The organism is Frankia sp. AgB1.9 (genome assembly GCF_016786355.1).
Classification (GTDB): Bacteria; Actinomycetota; Actinomycetes; order Frankiales; family Frankiaceae; genus Pseudofrankia.
In genome coordinates this window covers 77,403-95,175 of record NZ_JADWYX010000025.1, presented here as the reverse complement: position 1 = coordinate 95,175, position 17,773 = coordinate 77,403, and the positions used below count along the sequence as shown (strand labels likewise).

Sequence of the window (17,773 nt, the reverse complement as noted above, 5' to 3'; positions counted from 1 at the left end):
GGAATCCGCGGTGGCCTTGGCGGCCGGGCTGACGGTGGCGGGGTTGCGCCGTCAGGTGCGGGTGTCGTTTGTGAAGGTCGCGGAGATGCAGCGCCGGGGCCTGGTCCATCTGCACCTGGTCATCCGCGTCGACGGGCGCACGGCCGACGGCGATCGGACGGCGGCGCCGGGCTGGGCGGCCGGGGACCTGGTCGCGGACTGCCTGCGGGCCGTCGTCGCGTCGGTCGCGGTCGACGTGCCGGATCCGGCGTCGGTCGCGCTGCTCGACCCGTCGGGGGCGTTGCCGGTGCAGGCGGCGGCGGATGGCCGCTGGTCGGTCGGCTGGGGCGCCCAGGTCGACATCCGTCGCATCCGGCTCGGCGGTGAGATGGACGCGGTCAAGGTCGGGAACTACCTGGCGAAGTATCTGACCAAGTCCGTCGGCGACGACGACGCGCTGAACGCCCCGGTCCGCTCGCTCGGCCATCTGCGCCGGCTGCGGCTGCGGGATCACCAGCGGCGGCTGGTGGAGACCTGCTGGCGTCTCGGCTCTGACGAGGCATTCAGCGCGGCGCTGGATGAGGCGGCGGGCCGTGCTCCTGGCCGGTTGCCGGGGTTGATCCGGTGGTCGCATGCGCATGGGTTCGGTGGTCACTGGGTCGGGAAAAGTCGGCGCTATTCGACCACGTTCGGTGCGGTGCGCGCGGTGCGGCGGCGCTGGGCGCGGGTGTTCTCGGCCGCGTTGAGTGGCCGTCCGTTCGGCACCGACGATGCGGGCGGGTTCGTGGCACTCGATGAGTTCGGCCGCCCGGATGGCGATCCAGCAACGGTCGTCGTCGGCCAGTGGCGCTACGCCGGCCGGGGCCGCGATCGAGACTCGGATGCGGGCGGTTCGGGTGGTGGGTCGTGAGTCGGGCCCGTGCCCCGCGGCGGGTGGCGGGTGAGGTCGCGCTGCCCTTCGAGGACGACCAGCAGGAGCCGGCGGGCCGTTCGGACGTGCCGGGGCTGGTGGCTGGCGAGGCGGTGAGTACCGAAGGTTCACTCCGGGCCGTTGAGCCTGTTCCGGTTGTTGTGGTCGCTGAGGCGACGCAACCGGAGGGGCTGGGTGGGTGGGCCCGCCGGTCGCCCGCGGTGCTCGCCTCCGGTGAGCAGTCGTGCGGAGGCGCTCGGCCGTCGGCCGGTCGTGCGTCGGGTCCTCGGCGTCGGGGCCGCTGCGCGGGCCGGGCGTCGAGTCGTGCGGCGGTGGCGTCGCCGGAGGAGTGGGGCCGGGTGCAGGCGCTACGGGCGCCCCGGTGGACACCGGAACAGCGGGCGCATGCGGCGGCGCTGTTCGGTCTGGTGCCCCCTGAGCCGGCGTCGGCCCTGCCGGCGCTGCCGGCGGTGGCGCGGGTGTGGCGCCGGGCCTGACCTGGCCGGACGGCCGGCTACTTCCATTGGGGGTCCAACAGGTCAGGGTCGAACGGCGCGCCGCGCCGCGGGCTCTTGGCGACGATGACGGCGTGGAGGTAGTCCTCGATGATCGCCCGGCGGTGGGGCAGCGTGTAGCTGTCCCACTCGGCGCGGATGTTCGCCGGGGCGGCTTTCACGGTCTCGACGCGGGCCGTGTGGCGGGCGCGGTTGGCCAACAGGCCGCGTTCCTCGTCCTCGAAGTGCTTGATCTGGGGGAAGTAGCGGTCACCGGAGATCTGCTTGGCCCGGTAGGCGGCGTTCAACTCCTCGATCCGGGTCCGGACGTCGGCTAGCTCGGCTTCCTTCGGCCACGCCTCGTCCACGGCCGGCGGGGCGTCGGCTAGCTCCAACTCGACTTTGTTGATCAGTGCGGCGGTGATGTACTTGTCGGTCTTGGGCCCGTTGCGGGCGACCTTTCCACAGCCGTAGGTCGACGCGGGACACAGGTAGTGATGGCCGTAGGGGCTCGCGGTTCCCATCATCGGCCGGTTGCACTCGCCACACCGCACGATCCCGGTCAGCAGGTATTTCCGCGCGTTCTGGCCTCGGCTCCGCTTCCCGTCCGGCCGCGCGCCGATGACGGCCACGACCCGTTCCCACTTCTCGGGGGTCAGGATCGGTTCCCATTCGCCGATGACGGGGGTGCCGTCGGGGCCGTGGACGACTTCGACGAACGTGCACTGCTCGCCGGTTTCCGGGTCGGTCTCGTAGACGGTGCGCCCTCGCCAGCCACACAGCCGGGGGTTGCGCAGCATCTGTTTGGCCTGGGTGAGCTGCCATGCCTTGCCGCGGGTGCCGGTGATCCCGTCCCGATTCCACTCGGTCACGATCGCGGTAAGCGGTACCCCGTCCAACAGGCGGCCGACGCACTTGGTCAGGATCTCGCTCTCGATCGGATGCAGGGTCCGCCGGTCGTCGTTCCATCCGAACGGCCTCGGCCCACCCGTAATCTTTCCCGTCTGTTGCATGTCCAGGTGCCAGCGGCGCACCCGGCGCGCGGTGTCGGCAGAGGACTTGTTCGCCATCGCTACCAGGATGCGGGCGGTGAACTTCCCGCCATCGGTCAGCAGATCAAACCCGCCGGTCAATCCGACGATCGGGCGGCGGTGATGCTCCACGATCTCGATCGCGTCTTCGAGGTCGCGCGGGTCACGGGCCAACCGGTCCAGATCCGCGACGATCACCGCGTCGATCACTCCGGCGCGTAGGTCGGCGAGCATCCGCTGCCACACCGGCCGGATCACCCGATACACCCACGACCCGTCCGGCTGAACGATCCGCTTCTTCTTGTACGCCGAGGTGTCGTTCTCCTCATAGATCGGCTCACAGACGACCCCACCGACCGAGGTCACCCACGCGCGTTCGTCCGCCTCCTGGCGGGCAACGCCCTTCGCGTCGTCATCCGCGTCATCGGAGATCCGCGTGTAGAGGCCGAAGCGGACACCCTCGAAACTCGGCACCGCGCCCAACGGGGACATGGCCACGGGCGGTGCCACGGCCGCGGGCCGGACTGCCCCGTTTCGGCTGGTTACCATACGTTGATTATAGGTTGGACGGGTTACTGCCCGCCGAACCCGAAGCCGTGCGACCAGCGCAGCAGCCCGACCGTGCGGCCGGGGGTGCGGCCCGCCGCAGCGTCCAACGCTTCGGCAAACGCCCGGTCCATCCCCAGCCGCCAGCACGCTTCCACCAAGCGCCGTTGGTGCGCGGGTAGCCGCAGCCGCGCCAGGTGAGCCAGCGACCGAACCCGGCTGTCAAGGGCGCCACCGTCGAGCGTCGACTTCGTCAGGTACTTGGCCAGGTAGTTCGCGACCTTCCCCGCGTCCGTGTCCCCACCCAGGCGGATACGGCGGATATCGACCTGACCGCCCCAGCCGACCGGATACCGGCCATCCGTCGAGGGCTGCACGGGCAGCGCGCCGGCCGTGTCCAGCAGCGCGACCCCGGCAGGGTCGGGAGCGTCCACCGTCACCGTGGCGAGCACGTCACGCAGGCAGTCCGCGATCAGCTCACCGGCCGCCCAGCCCGGCGCGACCGTCAGCCCGCCGTCCGCGTCTCGGCCGTCGACCCGGATGACGACGTGTAGGTGGACCAGGCCCCGGCGCTGCATCTCCGCGACCTTCACGAACGACACCCGAACCTGACGACGCAGCCCGGTGACCGTCAGCCCGGCCGCCAAGGCCACCGCGGATTCCAACCGATCCCGCGTCGCCTTCCACAGCGTCGGCAGCATCGTGTTCCAGACCACGGCCCGGCCGTAGTCGAAGCAGCGCGGGCAGACCGGTTCCCCGAGCCGCTTGTCATCCGCGCCGTGGCGCACGGTGCAGCCGAGTGCCCGGCCGTGTTCACAGGTCCCGCGACGCTGCCGACACACCCGTGATTCCGCGCCCTTGCCCGCACGGCGGGAGTGCACCGCCCCGAAGCTCGGTGCCGTCAGCGTCACGAACCAGGCCGGACACCCCGCCAACCGGCCACCATCGCCGTCCCCGGCATCCCGACCGCCCAGGCCGCCCAGGACGATCCGCCGCGCGTCCCGCTGATACAGCGCCGAACACGTCGGGCACGCAGACGCACGCCGGTTGTTGCACCGCACGTGGACGACCGGCGGACCCGACACGCGCCGGATCTCACCCGTCGCCAGGTCCACATGATCCGTCTGCCCCGCCAGCCGGATCGGACGGACACACTCCCCAGACGGCCCCTGCTCGGGCGTCTGCTCGTCGGTGGCCACGGGTCACGCCCCGCCGTCATCAAGGCCGTTGCGCCGCCGCCAGCCCGCCGCCCACCGCTCCCAGGCCGCCACGTCGTTCTCATCGATCCGACCGGACCCACCAGGCGCCGACCCAGGCAGCTCACCGCCGGCCGGAGGCAACGCGGCCGGAGGCGGCGGCGACCAGCCCCGCAACGGAACCGTCGGAGGTTCCTCCGCACCCGCACCAGGCGCCGCAGCAGGGCCAGACCCCGACCCGTACGCATCAAGATCGGGCACCCACCCAGCCACCGGCCCCGGCGCCACCTCAGACACGACAGCCGACTCAGACGTAGCCGCCGGCCCGTGCACCCCGAACACCCGGGCGACTGTGCGAATGTCGTCGTCGTCCTGCCAGCCGGCCCGGACCATCACCGGACGCGGTTCGGTATCGGTGCGCACGTAGCCGACGCCCGCGAGGGCCAGCGGGATCTGTTCGCAGTGCGCGCCCGCGTCCCACGCCCCCCGCCGCAACACCAGATCCACCACCGACGCTTCGGCCAGCCGCAGCGCCACCCGCACGGGAAACAGGTCCCGGAACGGGAGCGTCTCCTTACGCGGGTCCTGCACCGCGCCCACCACGGAGAAGCCGACCGCGCGGCCCTGGGACAGCAGTCGCTGAAGCGATCCCGCCATCCGCTTACGTAGATCGCCGTCCGTGTAGGCGGTCAGGTCCGCGAGTTCATCGACCAAGACCACGATCAGCGGATCACCCGGCACCGGCGTGTGCGCCCGGGTCACGCCCCGTAGCCGCCCGGCGCGGTCGGTCATGGCCTGCGACGCCTCGTCCAACAGGTCCGCGATGCTGTCCAGGTCCCAGGCGAACCGCGCGAACAGCGGCCCGCCGGCCGCGAGTTCCATCCCGCCTTTCGGGTCGCACGCCCAGATCTCGACCAGCCCGGCCCGGACCGCCGGGGCCAAGGCCCGCACGATCGACCACAGGACCGAGCCCTTACCGGCCCCCGTCGCCCCCGCGACCAGCACATGCGAGCCAAGCAGCGGCAACTGCCACGGGCCGCCGTCTTCCCGCCGGCCGATGACCAGCCCGCCCAGGCCCGCGAGTTCGGCGATCCCGACCGCGACCGGCACCAGCCCCCGGCCCGCCACAGGTACCGGTTCCCGCACCGCGAGCACAGCCCCAGGACCACCAGCCGCCGGGCCGTCGACCGCAGGCCAGCCCGCCGAACGCAACGCCACCGGAACCGCCGCCGCTTCGGGTGTGGGCAGCGGGATCGGGTCCACCGCAGCCGCCAACGGATCGTGCATCCGCAGCAGCACCGTTCCCCGCCCGGCGTGCAACGGGTCCGCAGACACCGCCAGAGAGCGGACCCCGAGCGCCGCCGCGAGCGCGTCCGACCCGCTCACCAGGTCCGTGATCGCTTGCCCCGGGCGAACCTGCACCGCCAGCTCCACGCCGGCCGGAGTCGCCCGCACGCGCCGGACCCGGGGGGTTCGCTCCCACGCCACCGCCAGCCGGCACGCACGGCACGCCCCCGCCCACCGACGCCGCCACCGACCACCCACCAGCCAACCCGCCAAGCCCGAGCGCAACCGGCGCACACCGAGCACCAGCCCGGCCGCGACCACGAGCAGCACCCGGCCGCCGGTCGTCCCGCCGAACATGCCCACCGCCAGCAGCACACCCAGCCCGAGGGCGAGTTCGCGCCGCCAGTCCCACACCCACCGAGCCACCAGCCGCGTGACCATCCACGCCACCGACGGACGCACCGTCAACCTGAAACCCCGGGGGGTCATCCGCCCCGACGCCACCGAGAACATCCGAGACATCACCCGTACCCGCTTCCGATCACAGGGCCAGAAAGATCAGGAGGAGCCGGCCCAGTGACCGGGCCGGAAGACGACGACGGGCGGCCAGCCCGACCCGCACAGGGGGTCCAGGGCCGCCGCCCGCCGCAGCGAAAATCAGCTCTCGCGCTTACCCGACCCCGAGCCCGCGCCCGGAGTCATGGGCAGCCCGGCCCGCGCGATCGAATCGGCCGACCACGACACCCCGTGGCGGCGCGTCCCGTCCGGGCCTTCCATCTCCCAGGCCCGCGCCCGCAGGCCGGACAGCTTCACCGACTGCCCGACAGACACCCCCGGGGCGGACGCGGCAGCGATCCGCAGCCGCAACACCGACGCCCCACCACCCGTGACGGCGAGGGCGACCTCGACCTCCCACAGCGGGACGCCGTCGAAGTTCGAACGCTGCTTGCCGTCGAACATCGCCGGCACCGCGCCCGACATCACGACCGCCGCCAAGACCTGGCTCATATCGACCGGGATGACATTCATAGCTACTCCAAAGAAGAGGAAGAAGGGGACGCGGAACGGCGGGAATGGCCGGCGCGTGGCCTGTTTTCGGGCGCAGTCGAGCCGCGCGAGACCGAACAGGGAAAAGGAGAAGAGGTTTAGGCTTGGATGACGACGACCGGGGGCGGTGCCGCCGGCGCCGGGCGGTCGTTGCCACTCACCCGGCCGGCCGACCAGCCGAGGAACACACCGACCGCCATCGCGACGACCTGCGCGCTCACCAGGAGCAGAACCACCGCCAGCAGCCGCGCTGCCGTCAGTTCTTCCCGCTGGTCAGCGTCGTGCTCGCCGCCGGCCGCTGCGGCGTTGGCGTCGGTCATGACCGGCCCCGGCGCAGCCGCCGACCCGCCAGCCCCAGACCGACGCCCAGCAGCGCGACCCACACCGGCAACTGGCCATCCAGACCGGCCAGCGTCAGGTAAAGGCCGCAGACCCAGAACACGACGGGCCAGAAAATCGGCCCGCGCGACAATGGAGGAGACATACACACTCCCGAACACGACGAAGGGAAGGAAGACGCGGCCCGGATTGACCGGCGCCGCAATCACCATCCCGCGCCGCACAGCGCCTTGTCGTGTCGTGCGGTCATTATTTCGTCGTTATCTGCGCGTCATTGGATCATCATTGGATCATCACGCGACGCCGGCAGCCCGTTCCTGGTGATCCACTCGTCATCCGCTCGCGATTTGGTGACGATCCGCGCGTCATCCGCTCGCGATTTGCTCGTCATCCGCGCACGATTTGGTGGTGATTTGCTCATCATTTGGTGGTGATCGCGCAGGTCACGGCCCTGCCAGCCCTACCGGCCCGGACGCCGTTTGCTGGCGGTAGTACGCCAACCCGCACCGAACCACGCCAACCCCGCCCAACCCACCTACACAGCCAGTGCCAGCCCGGACACGATGCAACCGCCGACACACACAGCCCGGAGCGCCACCCCGCACACCGCAGCCCAGCAAGCCCCGATACAGGAGACCCCGCACCCATGATCCGGCCATTCCTACCCACGACCACACCCACCGAGCCGACCACCCCGGCCGCCCCAGCTACGCCACCCCCCGACGTCCCCCACCAACCGGCACCGCCAGCCGCCCCCGGGATCACCCCCTACATCCGGCAGCGCATCGAGACCGACGTCCGCGCGCTCATCCACGCCTGCGACCCGACCCCGGCCGGACTCGCCCGCGTCGCCAAGACGCTGCTCGCTCTGATGACCGGCCGCCACGACCGCGCCGCCGCCCCCACCGCCTGGACCAAAGTCACCGAGGCACTCGGCACGCTGCCGACCGTTCACGCCGACGCCATGCGCGCCCTACTCGGTATCGGACTACCCCCACGCACCACCATGCTGGAGCGCCGTATCCGTGCCGCCGCCGGCTACGACCTCAGCGCCGGGCACTACGCGAAGACCTGGGAACCCCAGGGCATTGACATGCTCGTAGACGCACTCGCCGAACGGGCCGACCCGGCAGCGACCCTGCCCACACCCCCGAAATGGCGTATCGCCCTGCTCCGCACACCCCCGCCACTGATCTCCGTCGTCCGCGCCACCCGCACCACCCGCACGACCCGCACCGGCCGCAGCCGCCGAGGCAGCCAACCCCGCTGAACCTCACCGCGGATTCGCTCCGCACCCGGACCAACCCCCGGACACGAGACAGGGGCACAGACGCCGTGTCTGTGCCCCTGCCCGACGAACGCTGAGGCCCCGGGTCCGGGGTCAGTCGGGACCAGCGTCGCCCGTCGCGTCCGTACCCGCGTCTGGTTGGTCACCAGGCCGGGCGTTCTTCTTCTCGGCCGCCGCGTAGAGTCGGGCCGCCGCGAGCTGTTCCGGGAACGACACCGGAGCCAGGTACGGCGGAATCCGCCACCCGTGCGACCACGGCAGGCTGATCGGCATCGTCTGGTCGTTCACGCGGGCACCGCCGGGCCGCCCGGCGCGTCGTTCATGTCGTCGTTGGCGAGCAGTTCCCAGACCTGGCGTTCCTCCAGACCATCGCCGGCCTGGACCCAGACCGGCCACACGACCGCCCGGCATCCACCGGCCGCTACTCCGGGGTCGACGCCGCAGGTCACTGCCGCTCTGCCTCGTCGCGCCCGTAGCAGGGTGGCGACCAGGGACGCCAGCCCGGTAGCTTCCTGCGGTGCCCCGGCCGGGCAGAGCACGACCGATGCCACCTCCGGCGCGCGAGCGATCGCCAGGGCCGGCGCCGCCAGTCCTTCCGTCAGCCAGTGCACGAACCACTCCCGGACCTGGACGTCGAGCGCAGGCCCCGACCAGCCGGTCAGCCCCGCACCGTTCCCGCCCGCGTCCACGGCTGTCGCCGCGCGGAACTCCGCGACCAACAGCCCCCGTTCGCCTACCGGGAAGCCGGCCGGTAGCTCGGTCAGGAACCTCCCGCAGCCGCCACCAGACAGCCACGCCATGCCCAGCCCCGTCGCCGCGCCGTTCACGCGCCCGCCCCCGCGCCGGGAGCCAGGCTGTCCAGCCAGTCCGGAAGATCCGGCCAGCCCACGACTTCCCACACGTGCCGGACCCGGGCCGCCTCACCGTCGCTGATGGAGATCTCATGCGGGATCGCCGACCGGCCCGACCCCAGCGGCGGGCACACCGCGCACATCACCGCCGCTTTCTGGCCGTCCCGCTGGGCTCGCAGGATGTTGCCGGCCCAGAACGCCAGCGCGGTTGCTTCCTGGTCCACTCCGGCGGGGCAGATCACCACCGACGTCACGTGGACCATCTGGCCCATGACCACCGCCACCCGGGCCAGCTCACCCGGATGCACCGGGATGAACTCCACTTGCGACGACGCCGCCAAGGCGTCTGTCGGCGCCGCCGACGGGTCCTCCGGGGTGCCGGAGACCGCCTCTGTCCAGCACCGGCCAACCAGCAGCCCCGCCCGGTCCGCCGGGATCTCAGCCGGCAGTAGTCCGGTGTACTCGCCGCCCGCACCGTCGGCGAACCGCGCCGTCCAGACCAGCCCCGCCGTCTCCTGCCCGAGGGTCGCGGTCATGGCTTGTACGCGACCAGGCCGTAGACCGCGACCTGCGCGTCCGCGACCCGGGATTTCTTCGTGTCCTCCGGCCGCCACCTGTGCACCATCTGGACCCCCGGATCGAGCAGTTCCATCTCCGGCGGGATGAGCGCCTGGATCTCTCCCCGGCTACGGGGCCGCAGCGTGATACCGGCCCCCTGGTAGATGTCCTCGACCGCCGCCGTTGCGCCCAGCGCCCGGAAGTCCCCTGTCCCGTGACTGAGCACCAGATAGCTCCCCGGTGCCAGCGCCTCGACCAACTCGGCCACCAGCGCGGCCGGGTTGTCGGTGTCGGCGCAGTAGTCCAGGACCGTGCCCAGCAGCAACCCGACCGGCGCGTCGAGATCCAGCAGCCAGCACTCCCGCAGGACACGCTCCGGCTCACGCAGATCCTCCGTAAAGCACAACGTGTCCCGAGCCGGATAGCCGCGCAGCAGCGCCATCCCGTACATGCTCACCACCGGGTCGTGATCCATGTAGATCATCCGGGTTTCCGGGATCACCGCCCGCGCGATCTCATGCAGATACGGCTCCGCCGGCATCCCCGTCCCCACATCCAGGAACTGGCAGATCCCCTCGCTGGCCAACATCCGCACCGCGCGACCCAGAAACGCCCGGTTCGCCTCCGCCCCGCCCCCCATGTCCGGCGCGACGGCTAACAGCTGCTCGCCGACCAGGCGATCCGCCGGGTAGTGGGTCTTCCCACCCGCCAGGTAATCCCAGACCCGCGCCGACGTGGCCACATCCAGACGCGCATAGTCCGACAGCGACCACAGGCCCCGTTCACCCCCCGACGGGGGCGCGATCCCGGCCATCACGCCGCCCCCGCCAACGTCGCCAGCGCGCCGGCCACCGCCGACCACCCCACGATCTCCCAGACCGCCCGGACCACCATCACCCCTGGAACCGACCGCAGCCGGACTTCGTGCAATACCGCCGACCACTGCGCACCCGCACGGACAAACGGCGCATGTGACGGCAGGAGCGCGGACGTCACGACCGACGCCCCACCCGACCGCCGCACACCCAGCACATCGGCGACCGCCAACGCCATCGCGTGGCGTTCCACCTCCACACCGGCCGGACACACCACGACCGACGCCCCCACCGACGAACCCGCCAACTCCAGAGCGCGCGTACTCAGCCCCGCAGGATGAGCCGCCACGAACCGCAGATCCGCCGACCCAGCCGGCCGCACCAACACACCCGACTCCTCCGGTGGCAGTTCCACCGGCAACGCCGGCACGAACAACGCCCCCGACCCATCCACCAACCCCGCCACACACACCGGCAGACCCACCCCGACCACCCCGATTCCTCAGCCGAACGCGCGTGAGCGTCCCGAGCCGGCCTCACGACCAGACCGACCCGGGACACCCGGCCCGTTTCCTAGGCGGTAGCGCGAGCCGACGCGCGGTCCGCCAACAGCCGGAACCCGTCGAACTCCCCAGCCACCACCCCGGCCAGGAAAGCGTCGACCTCACCGCGCGAGAACCCGACCATCACGTCCGGGTTGGCCGAGTCCCGCAGCGCGACGCCACCCGGCACGAACGCCAGCTCCACGCACATCCCGCCCGAGCCGTTGGAGACCGACGGATGGACCCAGTCCAGGTCGCCCGCCGACACACCCGACAGATCGGGCTTCCGACGCTGCTCATCCGTGTACACCGGCGAATCCGACATGATCGATCAGTCCTCCCGTGGTGACGCCCGACCCGCGCCCCGGGGGAAAGGACGCGGGCCGGGCGAGTCCGGCAGCCAATCGGCTGACAAGGGTCACTATCCGTCGCAGCCAACCGTCTGCCAGTCACAGAACCCGGGTCGTCAAGGGCCACCATGGGCCACCAAATGGCCCCTACCCGCCACGCCGAGGGCCGTTCCACGGCCCTCCTGGTGACACGTCGCGGCTGGCGCGCGACGATCAGCACTAACAGCCGCACACTCCGGAGCCCAGATGCCACCGAGGCCCCCGCGCACCCAGCTCGCCCAGCTCATGAACGAACGCGCCTGGTCTGTGACACGGTTTTGCCGCCGCTTCGACGACACCGCGCACGCGATGAAGCTGGACGTCGCGGCAAGCGAACGGAGCGTCAAAACCTGGCGAGCGGGTGCAGTCGGCCGCCCCCACGAGGCCGCCTGCCGCGTCCTCGAACAGATCTTCGGGATTTCTGTCGAGGACCTATTGGCCCCGCCGAAGCCGCGACTTGCCTCACACCAGGTAGGCCGGACGGAGCCGCGTACCCAGGCCACGGCCTACCGTGTCGATACGGATAGAGAAGTACCCAGGCCGGTGGAGCGACCCGAGCCGCGGGGTCCATCAGAGAGGGCATCTCTCGTGACAGGCGACGCCGAGGACGCGTTCCGCTTCCTGGTGCGCACCGACGACGCCGCGCCGGCCGAGTTCGTAGACCTGTTGACCTCCGATGTCCGCCGGCTCGCACGCGCGTACGGAGATCACCTGACATTCCTAGCGGATGACCTTGTCCTGGCCCGTCGCGCCGCGTTCCGTCTTCTCGACCGAGCGAACTCACCAGCGCACGGTCGTGACCTCTACTTTCTCGCCGGCACCATCTGCGCCATGCTCGCCCACACAGCCCGCGACATGGGCCACCGCGACGCCGCCCTGTCCTACCAACAAAGCGCCCTCCTATGCGCCGAACGATCCGGCCACCAAGGGCTACGGGTCTTCGTGCGAACGGAACAGTCCGCCACCGCCTACTGGACCGGCAACTACTCCGAGTCCGCGAACCTCGCCATGCTTGCCGCAGCCGAAGCCCCGTCGTTCACGGGCTCACTCTCTGTCCTGCCTGCCATCCAGGAAGCACGCGCCTGGGCCGCTGCCGGCCGCGCTGACCGCTCAGCCGCCGCCCTCGCCAGGGCCACCGACCTGCGCGACCACGTCCGACCGGACGACCTCGACGCCATCGGCGGCATCCTCGCTCTGCCCCTACCCGAGCAACTCGGAATCGTCGCTGGAACCGCCGCATGGCTCCCCGACGCTCCCAACGCCGAACGCGCGGCCCAGAACGCCATCGAAGCGTTCCAGACCGCCGCCCCACACGAACGCTCCTACAACTCCGAAGCGATAGCGCGCGCCGACCTCGCCCTAGCCCGCATTCGACAAGGAGTCCTAGACGGTGCCACCGACGCCGTCACTCCGATCCTCGACGTCCCACCCGAGCGTCGCGTCCACCAGATCCGGACCAGCGTCGCCCGCGTCGCCCACGCACTCCGGGACGACCGATTCCGCGACTCCAAAGCCGCCCGCGACACCGCAGCGGCGATCGAGTCGTTCACTGCCCCAGTGCTTGGTCAGACTGCCCGCATTGACCCGACCCCCGCCCGGGACGAGTTGTCTAGTCCTGCCTGACAGGCGCACCGGCCTAGCGCGCGAGAACTCGGTTCTTCTCGCGTGTCACAGGCCAACGCCGTCTCGCGCGGGCCTCAACTGCCGTCGACGACCTCTCGCACCTAGGTTGCCTCGGCAGCAGACCGACCCGGTCCGAGATCCCTAGATCTGGACAGTACTGCGAACAGAGACACTACGTCCCTCGTTGCGCAAGAGCCAGGAGGCCGTGTCGCGCCGGGCTCTTTCACATGTCAAATACGCCCCGACGTACACCTTCAACGAATTCCTCCCACTCGCGGCGAGTATAATACATTAGCGGCCTGTCCGAGTTCTCGATTTCTCGAATGGCAACCACTTCGACGCAGGCCGAATCTGCATCATATTCGAAATTGACAGTAAGGTACTCTGGATTCCCATTGAGATCGTTCGGCGCGCCGGCCCCCTCGTTCCGCCTAACGCCCGCGTCGAGTTGGTCGTCGCTGAGCGCCTGGTGCAAGCTCAAGGTGGGCTCTTCAGATTCCTGCATATCGTCTGGCCGCGGTGCCGACCCTGAGTGTCTTCCCTCAGGCGGAAGGATAGGCTCGCCAACGGGTGCGTCGATTCTGTGAACAGGAAAGGCGGGCGGAGCAGTCGGTTTCGCTCGCCCAATGACCGAGTTTTTTATGTGATTGAGCAGATAGTCGCTGGCCTCGCCCGGGTCACGGCCAAACAAATCAATTGATACAATCATTCCAAGGAGTCCCGGCTGCACGCATTCCTCGATCCGTATAGGTAGAAGTTTGCGCTCAAAACCCTTGGGGTCGGCTGCCTGTGCCGCTTGCCACTCGTTCTGACCGTAGATCGAGGACAAATAGGCCGTAGATAGCACAGCGACGGTGCGTCGAGCGCCCTCCATGCCCTGCTGCATGCGAATCTGCCAGTTGGTTCCTGCGACAAAATCCCACGCTTGGATGAGGACGCGATAGCCGGCCGCTTCCAACTGCCAGGCAATCCATTCGGCCCAAGACCGATCACTCGCCGTGTACGAGATAAAGAAGTCCCAGCCATCAGGTTCGCCTCCTGTGGTGCCCTTGCCACCCCCGTCGATCACAGGACTAGTTTCGCACCGTTTGAGCCGCACGGGGAGGTAGCTAGCGCGACACGTCGAACCGCGCGTAGGCGTCCCGGTTCGGGAGGACCATGGCGATAGCGAGCCACGAGGCAGCCTGGCTGCCCGCGACCGGGACATCGGCCGGCCGGAAGTAGCCTGCAGTAGACAGGTCTCGTGGCTGACCAGAACGCCGCGAAGACGCTGCAAGGATCTGAGTGTGAAGATCGCCATCGCGGACTTTCTGTACTACTTCAAGGGCGGCCTTCGGCCGCCGCGCCATGCCGCCGCACGCGCCACGCACGGGCAGGACCCGGCGGCCCGACACGCCACGGTTGGGCCCCGCCTCGCTTCGCTCGGCACCCCACCGGCCGTGTCGGGCCGCCACCCGCCCGCGCGTGTCGGAGCGTCGCCCCGTCGCTGATCCCGGGAAGACCGCACCGCGGATTCCGTCCGAGCACTGCGCGGATTGTCGTCTGACGCGGTTTCGGCCGGGCGGTCGCGGCTCAGTGGGTGTGATGCGGGGCTCTGCCCCGGACCCCGGCCCTTCCACCAGAGGAGGGGGAGGGACGGCGAGAGTCCGCGTGTCTCCTCCGGCGAGCAGGCACCCGGAGGGTTGCCCCAGGAACCCCGACCGCGCAAGACCCGCACCCGACACGATCGGTGCCAGCAGATACGGCGGATCTTGCACGGCCGAGAACCCTGGAACAAAGCGCAGCTTGCCTGCCCGCCGGAGGAGCCCCGCTCAGGCCGAGGTATGCAGGGGCAAGGCCCCGAGGCCCCAGAAGCCAGGCCCCCGGGCGCCCGCTTGTCGGCTACCGCCGAGACCACCAGGGCCGGCGCTTCCAGTGAAGTTCGGTGAGCCCGGTCGCGATCTCGACCTGGAGACCTTCCAGCTTGCCCGTGGCCGCTTCCAGCGCGCCCAGGTCGCCAGGGTTCATGATGCGCCGGATCACGCCTGCCGCCGCCATCAGCGCGCACACCTGCGAGTGGTCTTCCGGCGGAAGGTCCGCACGGCCGGCGCTGATCTCCAGGGCCGCCATCTCTAGGCACGTATCCGCGACCTGCGCCCAGGCCCCCGGCCCGGTCCCCGTAAGCCGCTCAACCAGACCCGACATCACCGCCTGGTAGTCCGACAACGGCCCGTCGTCCGTCGCTGCCTGCCACGCTGCCGCTTTCGCTTGTAGCCTGTTCATCGTTCCTCCTGATGACGCAGGGGGGACATAGGCCCGGACCGGCGTTGCACCGCTGGTTCGGGCCGCTTTCATGACTTCATTGTCGCGAACTTTCTATAGGTTGTTTAACCGCGAAACCGCAGGCAGACGCGCCGCGCGGACTTCCGCGCCCCGGACATGACGACGGCCGGTAACCCCGCGAGGGATCACCGGCCGTCACTATGCCGAGGGCGGGTCTATCCGGGCCAGGTGCAGCGGCAGTTCCGAGGACGGACCACGCTGCCCAGCGCGACCATCGTTTCCGGTTCCTCACGCTGCACCAGGCCGTAGATCCGCGCGGCGATCGCCGGATCATCGGTGGCCGTCATGAGCAGCCCTACCGCGACCTGGTACGGGGTCAGCCCACGATCCGGGAACCCCACGACGTCCGGCACCCAACCGCCCGGCACCGTCACCGCATCCGGCCCACCATCACCGCTACCGGCCGGGGCGGCAGGGTCGGGCACGCCGGCCGGGAACCGACGGAACAACAGGTTCACGCCCCCGCCGATGGACATGTGACTCACCAACGCCGCCGGGGGCAACCCCGACGCGACAGACACGATCTCACCCGGAGTCGCGCCTACCAGGACCTCCAGGCCGTAGCCGCTCCCGGGCAGCGCCACCGCACGCACCAACGGCACGTCGATCACGCCGCCACCGCCCCGGCGCCGACGGTACGCAGCGCACCCACGAGCAGGTCAGACACGGTCGGATTCGCCGTGTCCCAGCCGGTCGACGCGATCAGCAGCCGCACCCCGGCATGCCGCAGCAACACCAGCTCACGGGCGATCTCACCCTCCGACGCGCCGATCGTGTCCAGCCCGTCAACCACAACCACGTCATACCGACGCAGCCGCACCAACCGCCGCACCGCAGCCCAGGCACGACCCCGGCCGCCACCCGCGCCGATCTGGCACACCTCACCACCAGCGACCCAGCCACGCTCCGAGCACGCAGCCCGGAACGCCTCCCGCTGGACAGCCAGCCGGGCAGCGCCGGCACCGTGACGGGTGAAGGACACAGCCCGCACCCCACCTGACATACTCATCTCAGGTCTCACCTTTCGCTAGTACGAAAGTTGGGATTTAGGCCCGGGAATTGGTGCTACCAACACCGTCCCGGGCCGCCCATTTAATTGTCGATCTCCTACCATTCTAAACCAGACCGACAGCAAAGTCGGCCAATTCACGGAACCCAGGCACGGGCTAATGCCCGCGAAGATCCATGGAAATCGCCGTAAAGACCCCTGGAATCGCGGTGGACAACATCAACCACAGGGCCATATCCCGGTATCAATCTTAACAATCATCGAGGGTGAATCCGTCCCGCTCGCAAAGCAAAGCGCGGCGAATATCCGACAGGACCAGGCCGTCACCCCGCTGCGATACGCAGGCCACGCAACCACCGCCGCTAGCCACACCGACGCGAGCACAGCGACCAGCAGGACCACGCCGCCAGCCCGAGCCGGGCCGGCCTGGCCGCCGGTCGACCAGCGGATGGCACGGTCCGGGCATGGTGGGAAGATCGGTGGTGTGGTCGCTTCGGGGGGTGCGCCGGAGACGGAAGGCTGGGACTTCTTCGTCTCCTACACAGCTAGGGATCGGGCGTGGGCGGAGTGGGTGGCCTGGCAGCTGGAGGACGCGGGGCATCGTGTCCTGATCCAGGCGTGGGATTTCGTGGCGGGGTCGAACTGGCAGTTCCGGATGGACGAGGGTGTGCGACGCGCGGAGCGGACGATCGCGATCCTGTCGGCTGCCTATCTGACGTCGGTCTATGGCCGCCAGGAGTGGCAGGCTGCCCAGGCCGCGGACCCCAACGGTTTCGCCCGCAAGCTCCTACCCGTGCGGGTCGAGGACTGTCTCCGGCCGGGTCTACTTGGCGGGGTCGTGTCTATTGACCTGTTCGGCCGTGACCCGCGCGACGCCCACCGGTATCTGCTGAGTCAGATCAGTGGCAGTGTCACCGGCCGAGCCAAACCCACGACCGCCCCGACGTTCCCGGTACCCGTCCGAGACGCCCCACCGGTCCACGAGCCCGCCTATCCCGAAGCCACCCCGCCAGCACCCGCGCCGTCAGCCGCCGATCCCGGACCGATTGGCGAACCCCTCACCGGCCACACCAACGGCGTGCGGTCGGTGGCGTTCACGGCGAACGGGCGTAACCTCGCCACCGGCAGCCGCGACAGGACCGTGCGGCTGTGGGACGTCACCAACCCGGCCCGACCCCGAGCAATCGGCCAACCCCTTACCGGCCACACCGACGCCGTGGTGTCGGTGGCGTTCACGGCGAACGGGCGCACCCTCGCCACCGGCAGCTACGACAGGACCGTGCGGCTGTGGGACGTCACCAACCCGGCCCGACCCCAACCGATCGGCCAACCTCGCGCCGGCCGCAACGGCGCTCTGAGGTCGGTGGCGTTCACGGCGAACGGGCGCACCCTCGCCACCGGCAGCAACGACAAGACCGTGCGGCTGTGGGACGTCACCAACCCGGCCCGACCCCAACCGATCGGCCGACACCTTACCGGCCACACCGGCGGCGTGTGGTCGGTGGCGTTCACGGCGAACGGGCACACCCTCGCCACCGGCAGCACCG

At 70.1% G+C, this 17,773-nt stretch carries 22 protein-coding genes; 6 read left to right on the top strand and 16 right to left on the bottom strand.

Annotated elements, in window-relative coordinates; translation table 11 throughout:
• The coding region (locus tag I6A60_RS12355; RefSeq protein ID WP_203055615.1) for a replication initiator at positions 1 to 889 on the top strand (889 nt) is incomplete at its 5' end.
• Between the two features lie 332 nt (positions 890 to 1,221).
• On the top strand, positions 1,222 to 1,386 hold the full coding sequence (locus I6A60_RS12350) for a hypothetical protein (protein WP_203042605.1): 165 nt from the start codon (positions 1,222 to 1,224) through the stop codon (positions 1,384 to 1,386).
• A gap of 17 nt (positions 1,387 to 1,403) precedes the next feature.
• Here the strand turns inward: I6A60_RS12350 and I6A60_RS12345 are convergent, their stop codons facing one another.
• From I6A60_RS12345 to I6A60_RS12335, 3 genes are read right to left on the bottom strand one after another with little or no spacing between them, the layout of a single operon-like run.
• On the bottom strand, positions 1,404 to 2,963 hold the full coding sequence (locus I6A60_RS12345) for a recombinase family protein (protein ID WP_203023789.1): 1,560 nt from the start codon (positions 2,961 to 2,963) through the stop codon (positions 1,404 to 1,406).
• A gap of 23 nt (positions 2,964 to 2,986) precedes the next feature.
• On the bottom strand, positions 2,987 to 4,159 hold the full coding sequence (locus tag I6A60_RS12340; protein ID WP_307873655.1) for a replication initiator: 1,173 nt from the start codon (positions 4,157 to 4,159) through the stop codon (positions 2,987 to 2,989).
• A 3-nt stretch (positions 4,160 to 4,162) separates the two neighbouring features.
• Positions 4,163 to 5,884, bottom strand: a complete 1,722-nt coding sequence (locus I6A60_RS12335; RefSeq protein ID WP_238435284.1) for an FtsK/SpoIIIE domain-containing protein — start codon at positions 5,882 to 5,884, stop codon at positions 4,163 to 4,165.
• Here I6A60_RS12335 and I6A60_RS12330 point away from each other — a divergent pair.
• A complete protein-coding gene (locus I6A60_RS12330; RefSeq protein ID WP_203042607.1) occupies positions 5,877 to 6,023 on the top strand; it encodes a hypothetical protein in 147 nt (48 codons plus the stop codon). The genes I6A60_RS12335 and I6A60_RS12330 overlap by 8 nt on opposite strands.
• 77 nt (positions 6,024 to 6,100) lie before the next feature.
• On the opposite strand, the gene I6A60_RS12325 is transcribed toward I6A60_RS12330, so the two are convergent.
• The 3 genes from I6A60_RS12325 to I6A60_RS12315 form a co-directional block, all read right to left on the bottom strand.
• Complete coding sequence (locus I6A60_RS12325; protein WP_203042604.1) at positions 6,101 to 6,451, bottom strand: hypothetical protein; 351 nt, start codon at positions 6,449 to 6,451, stop codon at positions 6,101 to 6,103.
• 137 nt (positions 6,452 to 6,588) lie between these two features.
• Positions 6,589 to 6,810: a hypothetical protein gene (locus I6A60_RS12320; protein WP_203023786.1), complete on the bottom strand. Its 222-nt coding sequence runs from the start codon at positions 6,808 to 6,810 to the stop codon at positions 6,589 to 6,591.
• Positions 6,807 to 6,974: a hypothetical protein gene (locus I6A60_RS12315; protein WP_203023785.1), complete on the bottom strand. Its 168-nt coding sequence runs from the start codon at positions 6,972 to 6,974 to the stop codon at positions 6,807 to 6,809. Before I6A60_RS12315 ends, I6A60_RS12320 begins: the two co-directional genes overlap by 4 nt.
• Before the next feature lie 501 nt (positions 6,975 to 7,475).
• Between I6A60_RS12315 and I6A60_RS12310 the strand changes: the two genes are divergently transcribed.
• On the top strand, positions 7,476 to 8,099 hold the full coding sequence (locus I6A60_RS12310; protein ID WP_203042603.1) for a hypothetical protein: 624 nt from the start codon (positions 7,476 to 7,478) through the stop codon (positions 8,097 to 8,099).
• A gap of 111 nt (positions 8,100 to 8,210) precedes the next feature.
• Here I6A60_RS12310 and I6A60_RS12305 read toward each other — a convergent pair whose 3' ends face one another.
• The 6 genes from I6A60_RS12305 to I6A60_RS12280 all read right to left on the bottom strand — a co-directional run bounded on the left by I6A60_RS12305 (position 8,211) and on the right by I6A60_RS12280 (position 11,208).
• Positions 8,211 to 8,405, bottom strand: a complete 195-nt coding sequence (locus I6A60_RS12305; RefSeq protein ID WP_203020341.1) for a hypothetical protein — start codon at positions 8,403 to 8,405, stop codon at positions 8,211 to 8,213.
• Positions 8,402 to 8,917 carry a hypothetical protein gene (locus I6A60_RS12300; RefSeq protein ID WP_203042602.1) on the bottom strand — a complete coding sequence of 172 codons (516 nt, stop codon included), beginning with the start codon at positions 8,915 to 8,917 and terminating at the stop codon, positions 8,402 to 8,404. The genes I6A60_RS12305 and I6A60_RS12300 overlap by 4 nt, the downstream gene beginning before the upstream one ends.
• Positions 8,918 to 8,940: 23 nt before the next feature.
• Positions 8,941 to 9,504, bottom strand: a complete 564-nt coding sequence (locus I6A60_RS12295; protein ID WP_203020343.1) for a hypothetical protein — start codon at positions 9,502 to 9,504, stop codon at positions 8,941 to 8,943.
• Entirely contained in the window at positions 9,501 to 10,340 is an 840-nt protein-coding gene (locus I6A60_RS12290) for an SAM-dependent methyltransferase (RefSeq protein WP_203020344.1), read from the bottom strand. The genes I6A60_RS12295 and I6A60_RS12290 overlap by 4 nt, the downstream gene beginning before the upstream one ends.
• Positions 10,340 to 10,834, bottom strand: a complete 495-nt coding sequence (locus I6A60_RS12285) for a hypothetical protein (RefSeq protein ID WP_203042601.1) — start codon at positions 10,832 to 10,834, stop codon at positions 10,340 to 10,342. Before I6A60_RS12285 ends, I6A60_RS12290 begins: the two co-directional genes overlap by 1 nt.
• 80 nt (positions 10,835 to 10,914) lie before the next feature.
• Positions 10,915 to 11,208, bottom strand: coding sequence for a DUF397 domain-containing protein (locus I6A60_RS12280; RefSeq protein ID WP_203020346.1), 294 nt, complete (start codon positions 11,206 to 11,208; stop codon positions 10,915 to 10,917).
• 373 nt (positions 11,209 to 11,581) lie between these two features.
• On the opposite strand from I6A60_RS12280, the gene I6A60_RS12275 reads away from it, so the two are divergent.
• Positions 11,582 to 12,895 (top strand): hypothetical protein, encoded by a 1,314-nt coding sequence (locus I6A60_RS12275; protein ID WP_203020347.1) that lies wholly within the window; start codon positions 11,582 to 11,584, stop codon positions 12,893 to 12,895.
• Between the two features lie 223 nt (positions 12,896 to 13,118).
• Here I6A60_RS12275 and I6A60_RS43470 read toward each other — a convergent pair whose 3' ends face one another.
• The 4 genes from I6A60_RS43470 to I6A60_RS12255 all read right to left on the bottom strand — a co-directional run bounded on the left by I6A60_RS43470 (position 13,119) and on the right by I6A60_RS12255 (position 16,226).
• Positions 13,119 to 13,964 carry a TIR domain-containing protein gene (locus tag I6A60_RS43470; protein ID WP_307873654.1) on the bottom strand — a complete coding sequence of 282 codons (846 nt, stop codon included), beginning with the start codon at positions 13,962 to 13,964 and terminating at the stop codon, positions 13,119 to 13,121.
• A gap of 812 nt (positions 13,965 to 14,776) precedes the next feature.
• The gene (locus tag I6A60_RS12265) at positions 14,777 to 15,100 is read right to left on the bottom strand and encodes a hypothetical protein (RefSeq protein WP_203020349.1); all 324 of its coding nucleotides are present in this window, start codon (positions 15,098 to 15,100) and stop codon (positions 14,777 to 14,779) included.
• Positions 15,101 to 15,372: 272 nt separating this feature from the next.
• On the bottom strand, positions 15,373 to 15,828 hold the full coding sequence (locus I6A60_RS12260) for a hypothetical protein (RefSeq protein WP_203020350.1): 456 nt from the start codon (positions 15,826 to 15,828) through the stop codon (positions 15,373 to 15,375).
• The gene (locus I6A60_RS12255) at positions 15,825 to 16,226 is read right to left on the bottom strand and encodes a recombinase family protein (RefSeq protein ID WP_238435283.1); all 402 of its coding nucleotides are present in this window, start codon (positions 16,224 to 16,226) and stop codon (positions 15,825 to 15,827) included. Before I6A60_RS12255 ends, I6A60_RS12260 begins: the two co-directional genes overlap by 4 nt.
• A 484-nt stretch (positions 16,227 to 16,710) precedes the next feature.
• Between I6A60_RS12255 and I6A60_RS12250 the strand changes: the two genes are divergently transcribed.
• On the top strand, positions 16,711 to 17,773 hold a 1,063-nt coding region (locus tag I6A60_RS12250; RefSeq protein ID WP_307873653.1), incomplete at its 3' end, for a TIR domain-containing protein.

What these genes read in the sequence shown, in the direction of transcription:
- I6A60_RS12320 (WP_203023786.1), bottom strand. Translation starts at nt 6,810, where the DNA reads ATGACCGACGCCAACGCCGCAGCGGCCGGCGGCGAGCACGACGCTGAC.
- I6A60_RS12300 (WP_203042602.1), bottom strand. Translation starts at nt 8,917, where the DNA reads ATGGCGTGGCTGTCTGGTGGCGGCTGCGGGAGGTTCCTGACCGAGCTA.
- I6A60_RS12275 (WP_203020347.1), top strand. Translation starts at nt 11,582, where the DNA reads ATGAAGCTGGACGTCGCGGCAAGCGAACGGAGCGTCAAAACCTGGCGA.
- I6A60_RS12280 (WP_203020346.1), bottom strand. Translation starts at nt 11,208, where the DNA reads ATGTCGGATTCGCCGGTGTACACGGATGAGCAGCGTCGGAAGCCCGAT.
- I6A60_RS12290 (WP_203020344.1), bottom strand. Translation starts at nt 10,340, where the DNA reads ATGGCCGGGATCGCGCCCCCGTCGGGGGGTGAACGGGGCCTGTGGTCG.
- I6A60_RS12345 (WP_203023789.1), bottom strand. Translation starts at nt 2,963, where the DNA reads ATGGTAACCAGCCGAAACGGGGCAGTCCGGCCCGCGGCCGTGGCACCG.
- I6A60_RS12335 (WP_238435284.1), bottom strand. Translation starts at nt 5,884, where the DNA reads ATGGTCACGCGGCTGGTGGCTCGGTGGGTGTGGGACTGGCGGCGCGAA.
- I6A60_RS12295 (WP_203020343.1), bottom strand. Translation starts at nt 9,504, where the DNA reads ATGACCGCGACCCTCGGGCAGGAGACGGCGGGGCTGGTCTGGACGGCG.
- I6A60_RS12325 (WP_203042604.1), bottom strand. Translation starts at nt 6,451, where the DNA reads ATGAGCCAGGTCTTGGCGGCGGTCGTGATGTCGGGCGCGGTGCCGGCG.
- I6A60_RS12315 (WP_203023785.1), bottom strand. Translation starts at nt 6,974, where the DNA reads ATGTCTCCTCCATTGTCGCGCGGGCCGATTTTCTGGCCCGTCGTGTTC.
- I6A60_RS12310 (WP_203042603.1), top strand. Translation starts at nt 7,476, where the DNA reads ATGATCCGGCCATTCCTACCCACGACCACACCCACCGAGCCGACCACC.
- I6A60_RS12255 (WP_238435283.1), bottom strand. Translation starts at nt 16,226, where the DNA reads ATGAGTATGTCAGGTGGGGTGCGGGCTGTGTCCTTCACCCGTCACGGT.